Origin of the sequence: Klebsiella sp. CN_Kp075, assembly GCF_040065055.2 — a bacterium.
Lineage (GTDB): Bacteria > Pseudomonadota > Gammaproteobacteria > Enterobacterales > Enterobacteriaceae > Klebsiella > Klebsiella aerogenes.
This window is the reverse complement of record NZ_CM198050.1, coordinates 818572-835762: the sequence shown is the minus strand read 5'-3', so window position 1 is coordinate 835762 and position 17191 is coordinate 818572. Positions and strand designations below refer to the sequence as shown.

The following is a 17191-nucleotide window of genomic DNA, read 5'->3' as shown; positions in this document are numbered from 1 at the left end:
CATCGCCCCTTAGTTACGTTTTACTTTTGCCAGCGGATGATCTTCCGGGTAGGTCGGAATATGTGGCTTATGGGTGCCGAGCATCACGCACATCAGCGCCTCTTCTTCGCCGTGGTTGAACAAACCGCGGTAGATGCCGGGCGGTACCGAGATCAGATCGCGTTCGCGCAGTACGGTTTCGGTATAGTTGTCGCCGTCCTGAATCATCAGGGTGATCTGCCCTTTAAGCATGAAGAACACTTCTTCTACGTCATCATGCAGGTGCAGCGGGCCTTCACATTTGGACGGCAACACCATGGTGGAGAAGGTGAAGTGCTCTGCCGGAACGGTGTTGGTATCGCTGGCGACGCCGGTGGCGCCGGTGCCGATATAGCGCATCTGCGCGCGGCGATATTTCGGGTCGAAATCGGCCTGGAATTTCAGCGCATTCCAGTCGTATTTACGGCCTTCGAAGCGCGCGATACGCGACTCCACCCACTCTTCCATCGTCAAATGTTCAGGTTTCAGACTCTGTTTTGCAGTTACGGTTGAATCAGTCATCGTTTTATCCTCAGTAACGTCTCAGCAGCGGCAGTAACAGGGCGCAGCCCACCGCCGCCATCACCGCCAGAAAAATCAGCCCGGAATCCATGCTATGGGTGAAGGCGATAAGCGCGCCCATCACCGCCGGCGATAAGGCCCCGGCAAAGTTTCCCAGCCCGTTGAAAATCCCGCCCGCCGTGGCGCTGACCCGTGGATGGGTCGCTTTAGCCAGCAGCGCGAAAATGTTTGGCGCGCCGGTGCCCCACATAAAGGTGCTAAAGCTCATCGCCGCAATCACCGGTAATGGCGCGCTAAAATGCATCACCGCCGCCAAACCGATTCCGGCGCCCGCCAGGGAAATAAAGCAGGCGGCGGCGCGCTTATCGACGCGGTCGGACAGCCAGGCGCCGATAATTTCGCCCAGCAGCATGGCGATAAACGGCATCGACGACAGCCAGCCGGCGTGTTCCAGATGAATGCCTTTGCCTTTAATCAGGTAGCCCGGCAGCCAGCCGTTGATCCCCCACAGATAGGCGAGAAAGGCGATATTGAAGATGCAGATCATCCAGAAATGCGGGCTAACGAAGAGCTCGCGCCGCGCGCTGCGGCGCGCTTCCTGCGACGTTTTATCGCTGCCGACTTTCGCCTCCAGCTGCACGCCGCGCAGCCCGATGCGCACAAAAATCAGCACCGGCACCGTCAGCATCGCCATCACGAAAAAGGTGCTCTGCCAGCCGAAGGTATTGAGTAGCCAAATTGACAGCGGGAAACCCAGCGCCGCGCCAACCGGCGTGCCGAGCAGCCACAGCATGGTGGCGCGGGCCTGCAGCCGCTGCGGGAAGGTGTGGCGCACCACGGCGAACGCCAGCGGGAACAGCGGCCCTTCGGCGATGCCCAACAGGATGCGCAGCGTCACCATCAGCGCGTAGTTGTGGGTGAAGCCCATGATCACCATCAGGATGCACCACACCACCATCATTCCAGTTAGCAAGCGCAGCGGCGCAATCCGGTCGCCAAGGCCGCTTAATAGCACTGACGAGAAGCCGTAGCTCAGCAGAAAGGCGCTCATCAAAATACCCAGCCGGGTGGTATCGAAATCGATCCCCATCGCCTGCTGGAAGTGGCTATCGGAAAACAGCGCGGCGATACTGATTTTGTCGAAAAACGCCAGCAGTACGCAGGCCAGCAGCGACAGCGGAATGGCCCAACGCACCGCTTTTTCAGGCGTGCGGACGCCCTCGCCGCTCGCCTCAGCAGGCGCGGCGTTAGTCTCTAATGTGGTCATTTCTCCCCCTTAAGGGTTCGCGTTAATTATCGCAATGACATCAGCGAGAAAGTCGGGTCAGCGAGCGGGACGTCAGAGAGATCCCTCCCCGCCGCCATCCAGCGCTTCGCCAGCTTCACGGTACGTGCATTATTGAAGGCCACCAGCTGCGTTAAACGTCCATCGGCATTGAGCGAGAAATAGAGCGCGCCCTGCGGCTCGTCACGCACGATGGTGCGGCTGCCCGCCTGCGGGATCCCCAGGATCTGGATATTGCGATCGTATTGATCCGACCACAGCCACGGCGCCTCGTCGTAGCCGCTGGCCTGCGGATCGAGCATCGCTTTCGCCGTCGCGATGGCCTGATTTTGCGCAAAGGCCCACGACTGAATGCACAGGCCATACTGATGATGCTGAGCGACATCGCCGGCGGCGAAAATCGCCGGATCGCTGCTGCGTCCCTGGGCATCGACGACAATCCCGCGCTCGACAGCGAGCCCGGCATCGCGCGCCAGTTCCAGATTGAGATCGACGCCGATCCCCACCACCACCGCATCGAAGGTTTCCCGCTGGCCGTCGCAGTGCAGCGTCGGCAGGCCGTTATCATCTTCCAGCTCCAGCGCGCCGCAGCCGCGGCGAATATCAACGCCCTGCCGGCGATGCAACTCATCCAGCGCCTGCGAGACCTCCATACTGACCGAGCGCATGCACAGCGCTGGCTGCTGTTCATAAAGGGTTACGGCTACGCCGCTTTTGCGCGCCGAGGCGGCGATTTCGAGGCCAATCCAGCCGCCGCCGACGATCGCCAGCCGCGTTGCCGATGCCAGCCGCTGCTTCAGACGCTGCGCGTCCTGCCAGTGGCGCAGGGTATAGACCTGCGGATGCTGCGCCCAGGCCTCGGACGGCAGGCGCGCGCGGCCGCCGGTGGCGATCAGCAGTTGATCGTACGCCAGCGTTTCGCCGTTGCTCAGCGCCAGGGTTTTATTTTGCCGGTCAATCGATTCCGCGCGCAGCGGTCGGTACCAGCGCAGATCCAGCGCCTGTTGCGCCTCGGCGCTGAATAATCGCGGCAGCGCCGGTTCGGCCTCCAGCAATGCCGCTTTCGACAGCGGCGGGCGCTCGTAAAAATCCCATTGCTCTTCGGCAACCACGGAAATCTCGCCGCTAAACCCTTCATCACGCAGCGTTTTCGCCGCCCAGCCGCCAGCCTGGCCGCCGCCGATAATGACTATCCGCGCCGTCATACCGCCTCCGGTTTTTTCTGCTGGCGACGGGTATCGTGATCGATACCGCCTTCCACCGCCCATTCGGTAAAGGACACGAGTGAATGCTCCAGCTCGCGCGGCTGCCAGTTTTCCGTCAGATAGTCATCGTTGGTGTAGTACTCAAAAGCGCCGCCGGTCGGGCTGTTGACATACCAGAAGTAGGCCGAGGAGACCGGATGGCGGCCGGGGCCGATAAACGTGCTCCAGGCGTTTTTATTCATCGCAATGCCGCCGCCGATCACTTCGTGAATATCACGTACGGTAAACGCGACGTGGTTAAGTCCACGTTTGCGGTTGGGCAACTGCAATAAGAAGAGGTTGTGGTGGCCGCCGCGTACGCCGCAGCGCAGGAACACCGCGCGATTGATATAGCGGTCTGACACCTGGAAGCCGAGCACTTCGCGATAGAAACTTTCCACCGCCGCCAGTTCTTCCACGAAGAACACCACGTGGCCGACGTTAATCGGCTGGGCGCGGTCGTACACCGGGCTAGGGGTGTCGATGCGACGTACATCGCCCCACTGGTTGATCGGCTCGACGTTCAGTTCCACCGCCGTTTGCTGGCTTACCTGCACCCGCAGCGTCATACCGTTAGGGTCGCGGCACTCCAGCGTGCCGTCGATTTCACGGAAACCGGGCTGACGTTCCAGCTTCGGGCGCAGCGCATCCAGCGCCGCACGATCCGCCACGCCCCAGGTCATGCGACGCAGGGTGTTGCCCGCCTCAAAGGCTGGCGGCAGGTCGGCGCTATCGGTCGGGTTAAGTTCGACCCGCGCGCCGCTGAGGGTGGTAAACGCGCGGCCGCTGGCGTCGCCGGTCAGGCCAAAATCGCGCATGAATTTCGCGCTGTGGTTCAGGTCGTCTACGCCAAATTCCAGCTTTTCAATTCCGGTAATACTCATTCTTCGTCGCCTCTTTACCGTTCAGTCGCCCGAATTTGGGCGTAAAACATGCCCGACGCAATCAAGCGCCTGCCGTTAAGTTGTTGATTTAACTTGCCTGTGACAAATATCCGAGGAAACCGGAAATTTTGTCCGCCGCCATACTGACCTCGTTCTGTAAGCGCTCGCGATCGCTTTGCGGGATCTCGTCCGACGGCACCAGAATGCTAACGACCGCCGCCACCCGGCCGCTGCGGTCAAAGACCGGATAGACAATCGATGAGATACCGTGGCGATAGAACGATTCGCCAATCACATAGCCGCGGGCTTTATCCTGCTGCACCATCTGCCACAGCGCTTCGCGGTCGTACAGCTGGCCCGGCGTATTGCCCGGCAGACGTTCATCCGGGAACAATTGCTCAAACTCGCTGCGGGAAACATCGGTCAGCAGCATGCGGCCAAGCGAGGTGCAGTGCACCGGTAGCCGCGTTCCGACGCTGACCTGGTTGATACGCGAACCGGCGGCGCTGACGCGGGCGATGTAAATGATGTCGCGGCCATCGCGGATCGCCAGATGGCTGCTGCACTGGCTGATATCGCGCAGTTGCTCGATGACCGGCTGACCCACCTGGGCGACATCCAGTGAAGCGATATATTCAAAGCCCAGACGCAGTACGTTCATGCCCAGCGAAAAGGTATTGGTGCGGGCGTTACGCTCGAGAAAGCCCATATATTCCAGCGTCTGCACCACGCGATAGGCGGTCGCTTTCGGCATATCCACCAGCCGATGCAGCTCGGCAAAGGTCAGATCGCGATGCTGCTCGCCAAATGCCAGCAGCAGTTGTAAACCGCGCTCCAGACCCGGTACCAGGTACTTCACTTCCTGATCGTTCGCCATACCGCCTCACTTGTTAGTTAAAGACAAAACCGCCGTTGACCGGGATCAGCTGGCCGGTGATAAAGCGCGAAAGATCGCTCAGCAGCCAGACCACGCTGCCGGTGACATCTTCCGGCTGCTGCGCGCCGCTGAGCGCGCGGCCGTTCTCATACAGCTGATGACGCTCTGCGGGAACATATTCCGTGGCCTCGACGCGAGTCAGCCCCGGCGCAATGGCGTTGATACGGATCCGCTTTTCACCCAGCTCGCGGGCCATGGAGCGGGTCATCGCAATTACCGCGCCCTTGCTGGCGACATAGGCCATCAGCCGCGGCGCGCCCCACAGCGCGGTATCCGAAGCGACGTTGACGATCGCCGCGCCTTCCCGCAGCAGCGGTACCGCCTCGCGGGTCACCAGCCAGGTGCCTTTAACGTTGACCGTCATCACCCGATCCCACAGATCCGGATCGTAATCGATCATATTTTTACCGCCGACGCCGGTCGCCATCGCTGCGTTATTGACTAAGCCATCAATCGGCCCCTGCGCGCCGATGGCGCTAAAGACCTGCTCGATCGACGTTTGACTGGCAAGATCGATGGCGTGGGACTCGACCTGATAGCCCTTCTGCTGCAGGCGATGAGCGCTTTCCGCCAGCTCCCCCTGCAGGATGTCGCACATCACTACCGTCGCGCCCTGCGCGGCGCAGGCTTCGGCAAAGTGATAACCCAGGCCGCGCGCCGCGCCGGTGACGACAATGCGTTTACCGTTCAGCAGGCCGTTCATCAGGCGGCACCCTGCTGCGCTTCGCGGAGCACTAGCTGCTCTTTCGCCGCTTTCTGCATCATGCGGCGCAGTCGGGACAGACCGACATCATGTTGATAGAGATATTCATGATCGCGGGCGTTCGGCGCCAGGCTCTCCAGCACCACGCGATCCTGTTCCAGTACTTCCCAGTGCAGTTTTTCCAGACGGTTGCGGTACATAAAGCGCCACAGATCGCGCTGCCAGCCCTGTACGCCGCGGATGCGCCAGAAGAAGACGCGGCAGTTGTCGTTATCTTCCGGAACCACCATGCCGACGATCCAGAAGTGGCCGCCCGGCCCGAAACGCTTTTTGTACGGAATAGACAGGCGCATCCAGTAGGCGCCGCTGTTGCCCAGTTCAACCCAGTCAAAGTTGACGCCGCTCTGCCCTTTTTTCTCGAAGATAAAGCCGGTTTTCGTCGGCTGCAGCACCATATCGGCTTTGCGATCGCCTTCCGCCATCGAGTGCGATGACGAGTGCAGATAGGTACCGTGCATCGGGTCCATCACGTTTTCCAGCGCGTACTGGTAGTTGCATTTCCACGCCGCGGTGCACAGGAAGTTACTGTATTTTTCGTGGTCGGCCAGTTCCTCCGGGAAGCTCAGTTCATCAGGCTGCTGGTCGGCGGTGACGCCGAACCACAGGAAGATTGCCCCATGCGCTTCCTGCACGCTGTAGCTGCGCACGCACTGCTGGCCGACCAGCGGGCAGCGGTCAACCGCCGGGACGTCTTTGACTTCGCCGTTACCGGCGACTTCCACCCCGTGATACCAGCAGGCGATACGATCGCCTAAGTTCCAGCCCATTGACAGACGCGCGCCGCGATGCGGGCAGCGGTCTTCCAGCGCCTGCACCTGACCGTCTTTATTCCGCCAGACCACGATCTGCTCGCCGAGACGGGTAATGCCCACCGGCGCAGACTGCACCTCCCAGCTCGCCAGCACCGGATACCACAGACCGCGCAACCCTTTATCAAGATAGTTTTGTACCGTTGTCGTCATTACTGTGTCCTCAGTAGCCGTTGACCTGTAAAAATGCCTGGAAGCTGCTTTCACTCCACGGTTCGCCCTGCTGGTCATGCATCCTGACGCCATTGAGACCGTTCACCAGCTCACCGAGACTTTCCGCGCCCTGTTCGAACAGCGTTTCCAGGGTCGCGATAAGCTGAAGCTCCCAGTTTTCCGGCACCCGGCTGCGGGTTTGCCAAATCAGATTGTGATAGTCGCCAGGCTTATGGATATTGCCGTTTCCGCCTTCCGCCGGTGGCGTAAACTGGCGGCTTTCCGGTAGCGCCGGGTTGAAGTCCAGGGATTCGCTCATGCCACGTTCTCCTCGATAAAAGTAATCTGGATCTGATTGTCGTATACCCGCACCGGGTAACGATTAAGGTTGCGGCCGCCGGGGCCATGCAGGCACTGGCCGGTTTTGACGTCGAATACCGCCTCATGCAGCGGGCATTCCACCTTGCCATCTTCGACAAAGCCCTGGCTCAGGAGCGCATAGGCATGAGGGCAAACGTCTTCCAGCGCGTAATATTCGCCATCAATCAGATAAATACCGATTTCCTTACCATCGATATTGCCGCTATAGGGAAAATCTTCCTGTACTTGCTCCGCGTCACATACGCCTATCCAGCTCATCGCAATCCTCCAGGCTTTTGTTTCATATATGAAACTCTGTTTCTTATTTAATACGGTCAATATAAAAGCGGTGAATGTTTCGTCAAGCGTTAATGTGACGAAGTTGTTAATGAAAGGCTTTTAAATTAGCTAAGTGTGCAATTGATCACGAAAAACTGCATTCAGATGAAATGATGATATTTAAAGAGGTGATCCATTATAAATAAAAATGCCGATTTAAATTTCACATGCGGCTATTGACTTCTTTTCCAGACGATCATTAAAAATGTGCAATAGCGGAAAACATGATGTTTCACCCATGAAACAATACTTTATTTAATCGTTAAAAAACAATGAGTTTCACAGGTGAATCATTTTACTTATGTGACTATTTCTGGCGTTAAAAAATAATAACCGGCAATCATTAAATTAAGCGTGGAGATAACGAATGGCGGCAAGATGGCAAGGGGTAATAGCACTACTTTTGTTAATAATTATTTCCTACGTCGATCGGGTAAATATCTCGGTGATGATCCTTAACCCGGAATTCGCTGCCCATTTCCAGTTAAATGAAAACAGAATGTTACAAGGAATGCTAATGACATGCTTTCTTCTGGGTTATGGGTTTTCGGCATTATTATTAACACCAGTTATAGAAAGTAGATGGCATTATCGTCAGGGACTGTTAAGCAGCATTGCGATATGGGCGCTGGTGTGCGCCATTTCCCCGTTACTCGGTTCACTAATGGGAATGTTAATCGCGCGCATTGTTCTTGGCTTGGCGGAGGGGCCGCTGTTCTCACTGAAAACGCGCTTTATCAACGACAACTTCGCCGCCGATGAAATAGGTAAACCGAATGCGGTGACCGCTCTCGGCGTATCGTTGGGGCTGGCGGTGGGCTTCCCGCTGGTCACCTGGCTGATGGCGCACGTTGGCTGGATCGGCGCCTTCTACGCGCTGGCGCTGCTGAATTTGCTGCTCGGCGGTGGATTAATCTGGCGCTTTCTCCCCGCGCCGCAAGTGGCCGCACAGCGCGCGAAGCCTGGCCTCAGCCAAACTTTTGCCCTCGCCTGGCGTACGCCGCTGCTTGGCTGGATCTTGCTGGTGGAAATCGCCACGCTCAGCTATCTATGGGGGAGCAGCGCCTGGTTGCCCGCCTGGCTGCGCGATGAGCACCACTTCTCACTACAGGCCACCGGGCTGCTGGCGGCAGTCCCCTTTCTGTTAAGCCTGGGCTCAAAGTTTGTTGGCGGCGTGCTCCTCGACAAAATGCGCCCGGAGCAGGCGCCGCTGCTGTTTATTATCGGCGGCCTACTCACCGCCGGTTCCGTGTTGGCGCTGATGCTCAGCCAGCAGCCGGCGATGCTGGCGTTGTTTATGCTGGCGGCGAACGTTTTCTGGGGATTACAGGGGGCGGCGATCCCGGCGGTGGTGCAGCATCATGCCCCGCGCGAAGCGGTGGGCAGCGCCTATGGGATCATTAACGGCATTGGCAACATCTGCGCGGCGTTTATTCCGCTGCTAATGGGAGTGGTGATGAAATCGGTGGGATCGGTCAGTTCTGGTTTTTCCGTTCTGGTGGCCTCCCAGCTGATCACGCTGTGCGCCGGCGGCGTACTGCTGCTGCGCATGCGTCGCGCAGCAGCAGCAGCAGTAGTAAACGCTTAAAAATTAGTCGCCTTTTTTCGCCGCCTGAATATAAAGCATCTCCAGCGCTAGAGTCGCCGCCGCCAGGGCGGTGATTTCGGACTGGTCATAGGCCGGGGCAACTTCAACCACGTCCATCCCGACGATGTTCAGATCCTTCAGGCCACGTACCAGTTTGATCGCGCGGTCAGAAGTGAGTCCACCGATCACCGGCGTACCGGTACCTGGCGCAAATGCCGGATCCAGGCAGTCGATATCGAAGGTCAGGTACACCGGCATATCGCCGACGATCTGCTTCACCTGAGCGATGATGTCATCGACGCTGCGGTCGTTAACCTGGCCCGCATCCAGCACGGTGAAACCGTTATCTTTATCGAATTCGGTACGAATACCGATCTGCACGGAGTGGTTCGGATCGATAAGCCCTTCGTTCGGCGCGGTGTAGAACATGGTACCGTGGTCGAATTCACAGCCGTTGGCGTAGGTATCGGTGTGGGCATCGAAGTGTACCAGCGCCATTTTACCGAAATGCTTGGCGTGGGCGCGCAGCAGCGGCAGGGTGACGAAATGGTCGCCGCCGAAGGAGAGCATGCGTTTACCGGCCGCCAGCAGTTTCTCCGCGTGCGCCTGCAGTTTCTCGCTCATTTCGCGGGCGTCGCCGAAGGCGTAGACCAGATCGCCGCAGTCCACGACGTTCAGGCGTTCGCGCATGTCGAAGTTCCATGGGAAACGGTTGTGCTCCCAGGCGAGGTTGGTTGACACCTGACGGATCGCCGCCGGGCCATGGCGGCCACCCGCGCGCCCGGAGGTCGCCATATCAAACGGCACGCCGGTGATGACCCAATCCGCATCGCTTTCATACGGCATAAAGTTCATCGGCAGACGCAGGAAACCAAAAGCGTTGGATACCAGGGAGTTATCGTATTGATGACCTAAAGTGCTCATGGATATGACCTCTTTTCACAGTCGTGGAACGTAAAAAATAAGTATAAAAAAACCCCTCCGCGTCGTTAGGCCCGACGAGGAAGGGTTTGAATTGGGTTACTGCTTATAAGGACAAATTATCGCCTGAAAACCGCCCGGCGGCAAGCGGGACGTTTATTTTTGACAAGGCGCCGGCGCTTTTCCGCGTAAGGCAAAAGCGGCAAAACCGATTGCCCCGACGTTGCGACCAATCTCCTGGGCAGATTGGACAGCGTAAGACGCTGAGACGTTTGAAAACTCAAATGCCGTTTCAACGCGGCTGTTTTTACGAAAACCTTTGATCGCCAGCGAGCCGCCAGCCGGCACAATATAGCCGCTATTATTGAGCGAAGCGGCCTTACCGCTCAGCACATCAAGACCATCTACCGTGGCGACAATTTCATAATCCATGCTGCGGCTATAATTGCGGACGTATAATTGATACTGCGTACCATTATGCGCCTCAATGGCATATTGCCATTCGCCCGTATCATGATTATAACTACGAGTGATAGGAAGAAAATTATAATTAGCATCACGTACCGTATATTCCAGGTCACCTGGATGAATATTATACTGTTGATCAAAACCAGTTTGATACGGGCCGGAATAATCAATCGATACCATTTCGTCAGGGTAACGACCCATGCGTTCCGCGGACCTGTGTTTAATCGTTGAGCGCAGGTCGTTCTCTTCATGAGGGCCGGCCACAGAGGGGCGCGCCGCGCAACTATTGTTTGCTATTGGGCGCGAACAGCCGCTTAATAGTAATACACCGATAATAAAACCGTAATACGGCATGCTTTTCATATACCATCCCTGTCCCACTGCTGTAATTTCCTTGCGGCAGTGTACGGGCCTTTACGGTTTTAAAAAGCATGCAATATGATGTTTCAGATTTCATTTATAAAAAAGGCCGGTTTATGAATCTAAACCGGCCTTTCCGCAGAGGGCTCTTAATTACTCATCTTCAAGATAAGTATATCCGTATAGCCCCGCTTCGAACTCTTCAAGGAACTGCTGCTGCAGCTCGGCGTCGAGACCAGTATTTTTCACTTGATCGCGGAACTGGGTCAGCAACGTATTCGGATCCAGCTGGACGTACTGCAGCATATCAGCCACCGTATCGCCCTCATCGGAGAGCTCAACCTCAACGCTACCATCAGGGAAGACGAAAACGTCTACCGCTTCGGTATCACCAAACAGGTTGTGCATGTTGCCGAGGATCTCCTGATAGGCGCCAACCATGAAGAAGCCCAGCATCGGCGGGTTCTCCGGGTCGTATTCCGGCATCGGCATGGTGGTGGCGATCCCGTCGCCGTCAACGTAATGATCGATGGCGCCATCGGAGTCACAGGTAATATCCAGCAGCACCGCGCGGCGTTCCGGAGACTTGTTCAGCCCTTCCAGCGGCATTACCGGGAACAGCTGATCGATACCCCAGGCATCCGGCATCGACTGGAACAGCGAGAAGTTGACGTAGATTTTATCCGCCATACGTTCCTGCAGCTCATCGATGATCGGGCGATGGGCGCGGTTGCTCGGATCAAGCTGTTTTTGCACCTCATGGCACATGTTCAGATACAGCTGTTCCGCCCACGCGCGCTCCTGCAGATTGAAGGTGCCGGAGGAGTAGCCGATATGGATATCGTGCAGATCCATTTGGCTGTCATGCAGCCATTCACGCAGCGAGCGGCGGTTGCCGGTTTCGTGCATCTCCAGCCAGGTTTCCCACATGCTCTGCAGCGGACGCGCGGCGTCTTCCGCCGGCGGGGTCGCCTCGGTGTATTCGTTGCGTTCAACGCCGATGATATTGGAAACCAATACGGTGTGGTGCGCGGTCACCGCGCGGCCGGACTCCGTAATCACCGTCGGGTGCGGCAGGCCGTTCTCTTCACAGGCATCGCCGATAGCCCAGATGATATTGTTGGCGTACTCATTCAGGCCGTAGTTCACCGAGCAGTCGGACTGCGAGCGGGTCCCTTCGTAATCGACACCCAGACCGCCGCCGACGTCGAAGCACTGAATATTGACGCCCAGCTTATGCAGCTCGACGTAGAAACGCGCCGATTCGCGCACGCCGGTGGCGATATCGCGAATGTTGGCCATCTGCGAGCCGAGGTGGAAGTGCAGCAGTTGCAGGCTCTCAAGATGGCCTGCCTCGCGCAGAATCTCGACCAGTTGCAGCACCTGCGTCGCCGCGAGGCCAAATTTAGATTTCTCGCCGCCGGAGGACTGCCATTTACCGGATCCCTGCGAAGCCAGACGCGCACGCACGCCAAGGCGCGGCACCACGTTCAGACGGGCGGCCTCTTCCAGCACGATGGCGATTTCCGACATCTTCTCGATGACCAGATAGACCTTATGGCCCATCTTCTCGCCCACCAGCGCCAGACGGATGTATTCGCGATCTTTATAACCGTTGCAGACGATCACGCTACGGGTCATGCCCGCGTGCGCCAGCACCGCCATCAGTTCAGCCTTCGAACCGGCCTCCAGCCCCAGCGGTTCGCCGGAGTGGATCAAGGATTCAATCACGCGACGGTGCTGGTTGACCTTGATCGGGTAGACAAGGAAATAGTCGCCGTTGTAACCGTAGGATTCACGCGCGCGCTTGAAGGCGGCGTTAATCGAGCGCAGACGGTGTTGCAGGATCTGCGGGAAGCAGAACAGCGCCGGCAGGCGTTGTCCCTGGGCTTCGCGCGCTTTGACCAGCTCGGCCAGATCGACGCGCGCTTCCGGGACGTCAGGATCCGGGCAAACGCTGATATGGCCCAGTTCGTTAACGTCGTAATAGTTATTACCCCACCAGGCAATATTGTAGGTACGTAGCATTTTGCTGGCTTCCTGGGAGCTCATCGCAACCTCCTGCATGGAACGTAGTACACCGTGTTCGCCTGCTGACGAAAGCGAACCCAAAGACATGTCGTCAGACATAGCGAACCTCAACTTGTAATATTAACTACTATCGCAGTCGACAGACGCGATAACAACCCATGAACAGCCTTTAATCCCAGCAGATAGTGCTGGCACTGCAGCTGCGCGACCGGTTTCTTATTCATATATAGTAAAACACGTACCCGAAGCTGGTATGACAGCCCGGAGAAACCACGAGAAAACCCTTGCTCACGCAAGAGCGCCCTTGTTCAGTTTTCAAAAAGCCTGGAGGCCCTGGAATCCTGAGAAGCGCCGAGATGGGTAGAACATCGGCAGGTTTGCACGAAAGAGATGCAGATTGCGGGATAGAATTGCGCGACAGAACGACGCGACGAATCAGGCGAAAAACGTTGGTTCATTATCTGGTATCACCTCCACACTGCCCCGAAAAAGGCCAGCGACAAGCCAAAGCTATACATATCGAACAGCTGGCGAAACCGCCGCTGTGTAACAGAGTGCTTAACCCGGCTGGAAGTGGCGTCACGAGATGGAGCTTCGTGCGCTTTTTTAATGAGCCGCGCGCGGCGTTTTATACCGAGAAGCGGGGTAAAATGCAAAATAAAAATACGCGCCTTGCCGGGGTTGTCAGGAAAAATTTCCACCACGCTTTTTCCATTAATGCGGGCGATGTCAAAAAAATGTGGAAATGCGATGAAGTTCTGACCTAAAATAGCCATCCAGAAGTTAATCCATCTATACTGATTAACACTCAGACTGCTCGTGTCACTACCTGCAAGCCTTGGTAGGGTCATCTATCAAAGCCTCTCTACACAACAGTATGAGCTACACGAATACTCACAGGTAAAATAAAACATGGCAAAACACCTCTTTACGTCCGAGTCTGTATCAGAAGGGCATCCAGACAAAATTGCTGACCAAATCTCCGATGCCGTGCTGGACGCGATCCTCGAGCAGGATCCGAAAGCGCGCGTAGCGTGCGAAACCTATGTCAAAACCGGCATGGTTCTGGTTGGCGGTGAAATCACCACCAGCGCATGGGTTGATATCGAAGAGATCACCCGTAACACGGTGCGTGAAATTGGCTACGTGCATTCCGATATGGGCTTTGACGCCAACTCTTGCGCCGTCCTGAGCGCTATTGGTAAACAGTCCCCGGATATCAACCAGGGCGTTGACCGTGCCGACCCGCTGGAACAGGGCGCGGGCGACCAGGGCCTGATGTTTGGCTATGCCACTAACGAAACTGACGTGCTGATGCCGGCGCCGGTGACTTACGCGCACCGTCTGGTACAGCGCCAGGCTGAAGTTCGCAAAAACGGTACCCTGCCGTGGCTGCGCCCGGATGCGAAAAGCCAGGTCACTTTCCAGTATGACGACGGCAAAATCGTCGGCATCGATGCGGTTGTGCTTTCCACTCAGCACGCTGAAGATATCGATCAGAAATCCCTGCAGGAAGCAGTGATGGAAGAGATCATCAAGCCGATTCTGCCGACCGAATGGCTGAACGCTTCCACCAAGTTCTTCATCAACCCGACCGGACGTTTCGTCATCGGCGGCCCGATGGGCGACTGCGGTCTGACCGGTCGTAAGATCATCGTTGATACCTACGGCGGCATGGCTCGCCACGGCGGCGGCGCGTTCTCCGGTAAAGATCCATCTAAAGTTGACCGTTCCGCAGCCTACGCGGCGCGCTATGTGGCGAAAAACATCGTTGCCGCAGGCCTTGCTGACCGTTGTGAGATTCAGGTTTCCTACGCTATCGGCGTCGCTGAACCGACTTCAATCATGGTCGAAACCTTCGGCACCGAAAAAGTGCCTTCTGAACAGCTGACCCTGCTGGTACGCGAGTTCTTCGACCTGCGTCCGTACGGCCTGATTCAGATGCTGGATCTGCTGCATCCGATCTACAAAGAGACCGCGGCTTACGGTCACTTTGGTCGCGAACATTTCCCATGGGAAAAAACCGACAAAGCAGCCCTGCTGCGCGAAGCAGCTGGCCTGAAATAAGCCACCCCGCTTGACTGCTTAAGGCCAGCCCCGCGCTGGCCTTTTTGTTGCCCTGAATCTCTCTTCCCGACGTTTGACCATCGTTGATCCATTTCCCTCCCCCACGTGATGAAAGCGATTACATATATGCCGCAAGGGCGGGATTGTTTTAGCTGCCAGTAGGCACGAACTCTTTTCACAATGTTACATAACATGTCGAATATTGCCGTTTCAGCGCAATCTTATTGGCGATATTTGTCTTTTATATCTATGATTTGAATATATTTTTACTGATTACATATCTTTACCTTAGTGTAACCGATTACACAGTCGTGATTGTAATCACGTTTTTTTGTCCGGCACTGCCCTACTCTTAGCAGCGACAGAATCAATCACTCAACTGGAGGGCGTTATGCCTGACAACAAAAAACAAGGGCGTTCAAACAAGACGATGACGTTCTTTGTCTGTTTCCTCGCCGCGCTGGCCGGCTTATTGTTCGGCCTTGATATCGGCGTTATTGCCGGCGCCTTACCGTTCATTGCTAATGAATTCCAGATCAGCGCACACACCCAGGAGTGGGTGGTCAGCTCCATGATGTTCGGCGCCGCCGTCGGCGCAGTGGGCAGCGGCTGGCTCTCTTTCAAACTTGGGCGTAAAAAAAGCCTGATGATCGGCGCGATCCTGTTTGTGGCCGGTTCACTCTTTTCCGCCGCCGCGCCGAACGTCGAAATTCTGCTGATTTCCCGCGTATTGCTGGGGCTGGCGGTTGGCGTCGCCTCTTACACCGCGCCGCTGTACTTGTCGGAAATCGCACCGGAGAAAATCCGCGGCAGTATGATTTCGATGTACCAGTTGATGATCACCATCGGCATCCTCGGCGCCTACCTCTCTGACACCGCCTTCAGCTACAGCGGCGCGTGGCGCTGGATGCTCGGCGTGATTATCATCCCGGCAATCCTGCTGCTGATCGGCGTAATCTTCCTGCCGGATAGCCCGCGCTGGTTTGCCGCTAAACGCCGTTTCGTCGATGCCGAGCGCGTCCTGCTGCGCCTGCGCGATACCAGCGCGGAAGCCAAACGAGAGCTCGATGAAATCCGCGAAAGCCTGAAAGTCAAACAGTCCGGCTGGGCGCTGTTCAAAGAGAACAGCAACTTCCGCCGCGCGGTGTTCCTCGGCGTACTGCTGCAGATCATGCAACAGTTCACCGGGATGAACGTCATCATGTACTATGCGCCGAAGATTTTTGAACTGGCGGGCTATGCCAATACCACTGAGCAAATGTGGGGCACGGTGATCGTCGGCCTGACCAACGTACTGGCCACCTTTATCGCCATCGGCCTGGTCGATCGCTGGGGCCGTAAACCGACGCTGATCCTCGGCTTTATCGTGATGGCCGCCGGTATGGGCGTGCTGGGCAGCATGATGCATATCGGTATTCATTCTGCTACCGCGCAGTACTTCGCGGTACTGATGCTGCTGATGTTTATCGTCGGCTTCGCGATGAGCGCCGGCCCGCTGATTTGGGTACTGTGTTCTGAAATCCAGCCGTTGAAAGGCCGTGATTTCGGCATCACCTGCTCCACCGCGACCAACTGGATTGCCAATATGATCGTCGGCGCCACCTTCCTGACCATGCTGAACTCTCTCGGCAGCGCCAATACCTTCTGGGTCTACGGCGGTCTGAACGTGCTGTTTATCCTGCTGACTATCTGGCTGATTCCGGAAACCAAAAACGTCTCGTTGGAACATATCGAACGCAACCTGATGCAGGGACGTCCGCTGCGCGAAATCGGCGCCCGCGATTAATCCCCTCTGTGCTTCCTCCCCATCCGGGAGGAAGCTTCTTCTTGCTCTCCCCCGCGCGGCGCACTATCCTCTGGCGCTATGAAAACACCCCGAATTCCCATCGCTATCCAGCAGGCCGTCATGCGTAGCCTACGGGAGCATCTCGCCACCGCCAATCTCAAGCTGGAACGCCGCTATGCGGAACCGACGCTGGTTTATCAGCAGCGCGGCACCTCCGCCGGCACCGCGTGGCTGGAGAAAAACGAGATCCGCCTCAATCCAGTGCTATTGCTGGAAAATCAGCAGGCGTTTATCGATGAAGTGGTGCCGCACGAACTGGCGCATCTACTGGTGTGGAAGCACTTTGGCCGCGTCGCGCCGCACGGCAAAGAGTGGAAATGGATGATGGAGGCCGTGCTGGGCGTCCCCGCCCGCCGCACCCATCGCTTTGAGCTCGATTCAGTCCGCCAGAACACCTTCTCCTATCGCTGCCAGTGCCAGCAGCATCAGCTCACCGTCCGTCGCCATAACCGCGTGGTGCGCGGTGAAGCCACTTACCGCTGCGTTCGCTGCGGCGATCTGCTGGTGGCCGAAAAGTAACCACTGGAATTAATTAGAAACTTTCTGATCTGACTGATTGCATCTGACACCCTCATTCGCTACGTTGCGGGCTCGTT

The 17191-nt window shown here is 56.8% G+C and carries 19 protein-coding genes; 4 read left to right on the top strand and 15 right to left on the bottom strand.

What is annotated here, in order from left to right; genetic code table 11:
• Positions 1-9: 9 nt before the first annotated feature.
• The 9 genes from ABLV78_RS04025 to ABLV78_RS03985 form a co-directional block, all read right to left on the bottom strand.
• Entirely contained in the window at positions 10-540 is a 531-nt protein-coding gene (locus ABLV78_RS04025) for a cupin domain-containing protein (RefSeq protein WP_045392044.1), read from the bottom strand.
• 10 nt (positions 541-550) lie between these two features.
• Positions 551-1807, bottom strand: coding sequence for an MFS transporter (locus tag ABLV78_RS04020; RefSeq protein ID WP_015703444.1), 1257 nt, complete (start codon positions 1805-1807; stop codon positions 551-553).
• Between the two features lie 26 nt (positions 1808-1833).
• The gene (locus tag ABLV78_RS04015; RefSeq protein WP_047044065.1) at positions 1834-3030 is read right to left on the bottom strand and encodes an NAD(P)/FAD-dependent oxidoreductase; all 1197 of its coding nucleotides are present in this window, start codon (positions 3028-3030) and stop codon (positions 1834-1836) included.
• Positions 3027-3953 (bottom strand): VOC family protein, encoded by a 927-nt coding sequence (locus ABLV78_RS04010; protein ID WP_047044067.1) that lies wholly within the window; start codon positions 3951-3953, stop codon positions 3027-3029. Before ABLV78_RS04010 ends, ABLV78_RS04015 begins: the two co-directional genes overlap by 4 nt.
• Positions 3954-4041: 88 nt before the next feature.
• A complete protein-coding gene (locus ABLV78_RS04005) occupies positions 4042-4830 on the bottom strand; it encodes an IclR family transcriptional regulator (protein ID WP_045392053.1) in 789 nt (262 codons plus the stop codon).
• A 13-nt stretch (positions 4831-4843) separates the two neighbouring features.
• Positions 4844-5593: an SDR family oxidoreductase gene (locus tag ABLV78_RS04000; RefSeq protein WP_047044069.1), complete on the bottom strand. Its 750-nt coding sequence runs from the start codon at positions 5591-5593 to the stop codon at positions 4844-4846.
• A complete protein-coding gene (locus tag ABLV78_RS03995; RefSeq protein ID WP_047044073.1) occupies positions 5593-6615 on the bottom strand; it encodes a Rieske 2Fe-2S domain-containing protein in 1023 nt (340 codons plus the stop codon). The genes ABLV78_RS04000 and ABLV78_RS03995 overlap by 1 nt, the downstream gene beginning before the upstream one ends.
• A 10-nt stretch (positions 6616-6625) precedes the next feature.
• Positions 6626-6934 (bottom strand): recombinase-like helix-turn-helix domain-containing protein, encoded by a 309-nt coding sequence (locus tag ABLV78_RS03990; protein WP_004144765.1) that lies wholly within the window; start codon positions 6932-6934, stop codon positions 6626-6628.
• Entirely contained in the window at positions 6931-7254 is a 324-nt protein-coding gene (locus tag ABLV78_RS03985) for a Rieske (2Fe-2S) protein (protein ID WP_004151769.1), read from the bottom strand. Before ABLV78_RS03985 ends, ABLV78_RS03990 begins: the two co-directional genes overlap by 4 nt.
• A gap of 427 nt (positions 7255-7681) precedes the next feature.
• Here ABLV78_RS03985 and ABLV78_RS03980 point away from each other — a divergent pair, with 427 nt between their 5' ends.
• Positions 7682-8902 (top strand): MFS transporter, encoded by a 1221-nt coding sequence (locus ABLV78_RS03980; RefSeq protein WP_047044075.1) that lies wholly within the window; start codon positions 7682-7684, stop codon positions 8900-8902.
• 3 nt (positions 8903-8905) lie between these two features.
• On the opposite strand, the gene speB is transcribed toward ABLV78_RS03980, so the two are convergent.
• The 6 genes from speB to ABLV78_RS03950 all read right to left on the bottom strand — a co-directional run bounded on the left by speB (position 8906) and on the right by ABLV78_RS03950 (position 13458).
• Positions 8906-9826, bottom strand: a complete 921-nt coding sequence (speB, locus tag ABLV78_RS03975) for an agmatinase (protein ID WP_015369744.1) — start codon at positions 9824-9826, stop codon at positions 8906-8908.
• 153 nt (positions 9827-9979) lie between these two features.
• Positions 9980-10654: a hypothetical protein gene (locus ABLV78_RS03970; RefSeq protein WP_047044077.1), complete on the bottom strand. Its 675-nt coding sequence runs from the start codon at positions 10652-10654 to the stop codon at positions 9980-9982.
• A 150-nt stretch (positions 10655-10804) separates the two neighbouring features.
• Positions 10805-12781: a biosynthetic arginine decarboxylase gene (speA, locus tag ABLV78_RS03965; RefSeq protein ID WP_020077953.1), complete on the bottom strand. Its 1977-nt coding sequence runs from the start codon at positions 12779-12781 to the stop codon at positions 10805-10807.
• An 8-nt stretch (positions 12782-12789) separates the two neighbouring features.
• A complete protein-coding gene (yqgB, locus tag ABLV78_RS03960; protein ID WP_015369741.1) occupies positions 12790-12906 on the bottom strand; it encodes an acid stress response protein YqgB in 117 nt (38 codons plus the stop codon).
• A gap of 84 nt (positions 12907-12990) precedes the next feature.
• Positions 12991-13140, bottom strand: coding sequence for a small protein YqgG (yqgG, locus tag ABLV78_RS03955; protein ID WP_418269008.1), 150 nt, complete (start codon positions 13138-13140; stop codon positions 12991-12993).
• A 9-nt stretch (positions 13141-13149) separates the two neighbouring features.
• A complete protein-coding gene (locus tag ABLV78_RS03950) occupies positions 13150-13458 on the bottom strand; it encodes a hypothetical protein (protein WP_141097048.1) in 309 nt (102 codons plus the stop codon).
• Positions 13459-13594: 136 nt separating this feature from the next.
• Here ABLV78_RS03950 and metK point away from each other — a divergent pair, with 136 nt between their 5' ends.
• The 3 genes from metK (at position 13595) to ABLV78_RS03935 (ending at position 17114) form a co-directional block, all read left to right on the top strand.
• Positions 13595-14749: a methionine adenosyltransferase gene (gene metK, locus ABLV78_RS03945; RefSeq protein ID WP_004149807.1), complete on the top strand. Its 1155-nt coding sequence runs from the start codon at positions 13595-13597 to the stop codon at positions 14747-14749.
• A 391-nt stretch (positions 14750-15140) separates the two neighbouring features.
• The gene (locus ABLV78_RS03940) at positions 15141-16535 is read left to right on the top strand and encodes a sugar porter family MFS transporter (protein WP_045379571.1); all 1395 of its coding nucleotides are present in this window, start codon (positions 15141-15143) and stop codon (positions 16533-16535) included.
• Positions 16536-16613: 78 nt separating this feature from the next.
• Positions 16614-17114: a SprT family zinc-dependent metalloprotease gene (locus ABLV78_RS03935; RefSeq protein ID WP_047044079.1), complete on the top strand. Its 501-nt coding sequence runs from the start codon at positions 16614-16616 to the stop codon at positions 17112-17114.
• The last annotated feature ends 77 nt before the right edge of the window (positions 17115-17191 follow it).

Excerpts from the sequence above, each read along its gene's own strand:
- ABLV78_RS04025 (WP_045392044.1), bottom strand. The coding sequence starts at position 540 with ATGACTGATTCAACCGTAACTGCAAAACAGAGTCTGAAACCTGAACAT.
- ABLV78_RS04020 (WP_015703444.1), bottom strand. The coding sequence starts at position 1,807 with ATGACCACATTAGAGACTAACGCCGCGCCTGCTGAGGCGAGCGGCGAG.
- ABLV78_RS04015 (WP_047044065.1), bottom strand. The coding sequence starts at position 3,030 with ATGACGGCGCGGATAGTCATTATCGGCGGCGGCCAGGCTGGCGGCTGG.
- ABLV78_RS04010 (WP_047044067.1), bottom strand. The coding sequence starts at position 3,953 with ATGAGTATTACCGGAATTGAAAAGCTGGAATTTGGCGTAGACGACCTG.
- ABLV78_RS04005 (WP_045392053.1), bottom strand. The coding sequence starts at position 4,830 with ATGGCGAACGATCAGGAAGTGAAGTACCTGGTACCGGGTCTGGAGCGC.
- ABLV78_RS04000 (WP_047044069.1), bottom strand. The coding sequence starts at position 5,593 with ATGAACGGCCTGCTGAACGGTAAACGCATTGTCGTCACCGGCGCGGCG.
- ABLV78_RS03995 (WP_047044073.1), bottom strand. The coding sequence starts at position 6,615 with ATGACGACAACGGTACAAAACTATCTTGATAAAGGGTTGCGCGGTCTG.
- ABLV78_RS03990 (WP_004144765.1), bottom strand. The coding sequence starts at position 6,934 with ATGAGCGAATCCCTGGACTTCAACCCGGCGCTACCGGAAAGCCGCCAG.
- ABLV78_RS03985 (WP_004151769.1), bottom strand. The coding sequence starts at position 7,254 with ATGAGCTGGATAGGCGTATGTGACGCGGAGCAAGTACAGGAAGATTTT.
- ABLV78_RS03980 (WP_047044075.1), top strand. The coding sequence starts at position 7,682 with ATGGCGGCAAGATGGCAAGGGGTAATAGCACTACTTTTGTTAATAATT.
- speB (WP_015369744.1), bottom strand. The coding sequence starts at position 9,826 with ATGAGCACTTTAGGTCATCAATACGATAACTCCCTGGTATCCAACGCT.
- ABLV78_RS03970 (WP_047044077.1), bottom strand. The coding sequence starts at position 10,654 with ATGAAAAGCATGCCGTATTACGGTTTTATTATCGGTGTATTACTATTA.
- speA (WP_020077953.1), bottom strand. The coding sequence starts at position 12,781 with ATGTCTGACGACATGTCTTTGGGTTCGCTTTCGTCAGCAGGCGAACAC.
- yqgB (WP_015369741.1), bottom strand. The coding sequence starts at position 12,906 with ATGAATAAGAAACCGGTCGCGCAGCTGCAGTGCCAGCACTATCTGCTG.
- yqgG (WP_418269008.1), bottom strand. The coding sequence starts at position 13,140 with ATGAACCAACGTTTTTCGCCTGATTCGTCGCGTCGTTCTGTCGCGCAA.
- ABLV78_RS03950 (WP_141097048.1), bottom strand. The coding sequence starts at position 13,458 with ATGGCTATTTTAGGTCAGAACTTCATCGCATTTCCACATTTTTTTGAC.
- metK (WP_004149807.1), top strand. The coding sequence starts at position 13,595 with ATGGCAAAACACCTCTTTACGTCCGAGTCTGTATCAGAAGGGCATCCA.
- ABLV78_RS03940 (WP_045379571.1), top strand. The coding sequence starts at position 15,141 with ATGCCTGACAACAAAAAACAAGGGCGTTCAAACAAGACGATGACGTTC.
- ABLV78_RS03935 (WP_047044079.1), top strand. The coding sequence starts at position 16,614 with ATGAAAACACCCCGAATTCCCATCGCTATCCAGCAGGCCGTCATGCGT.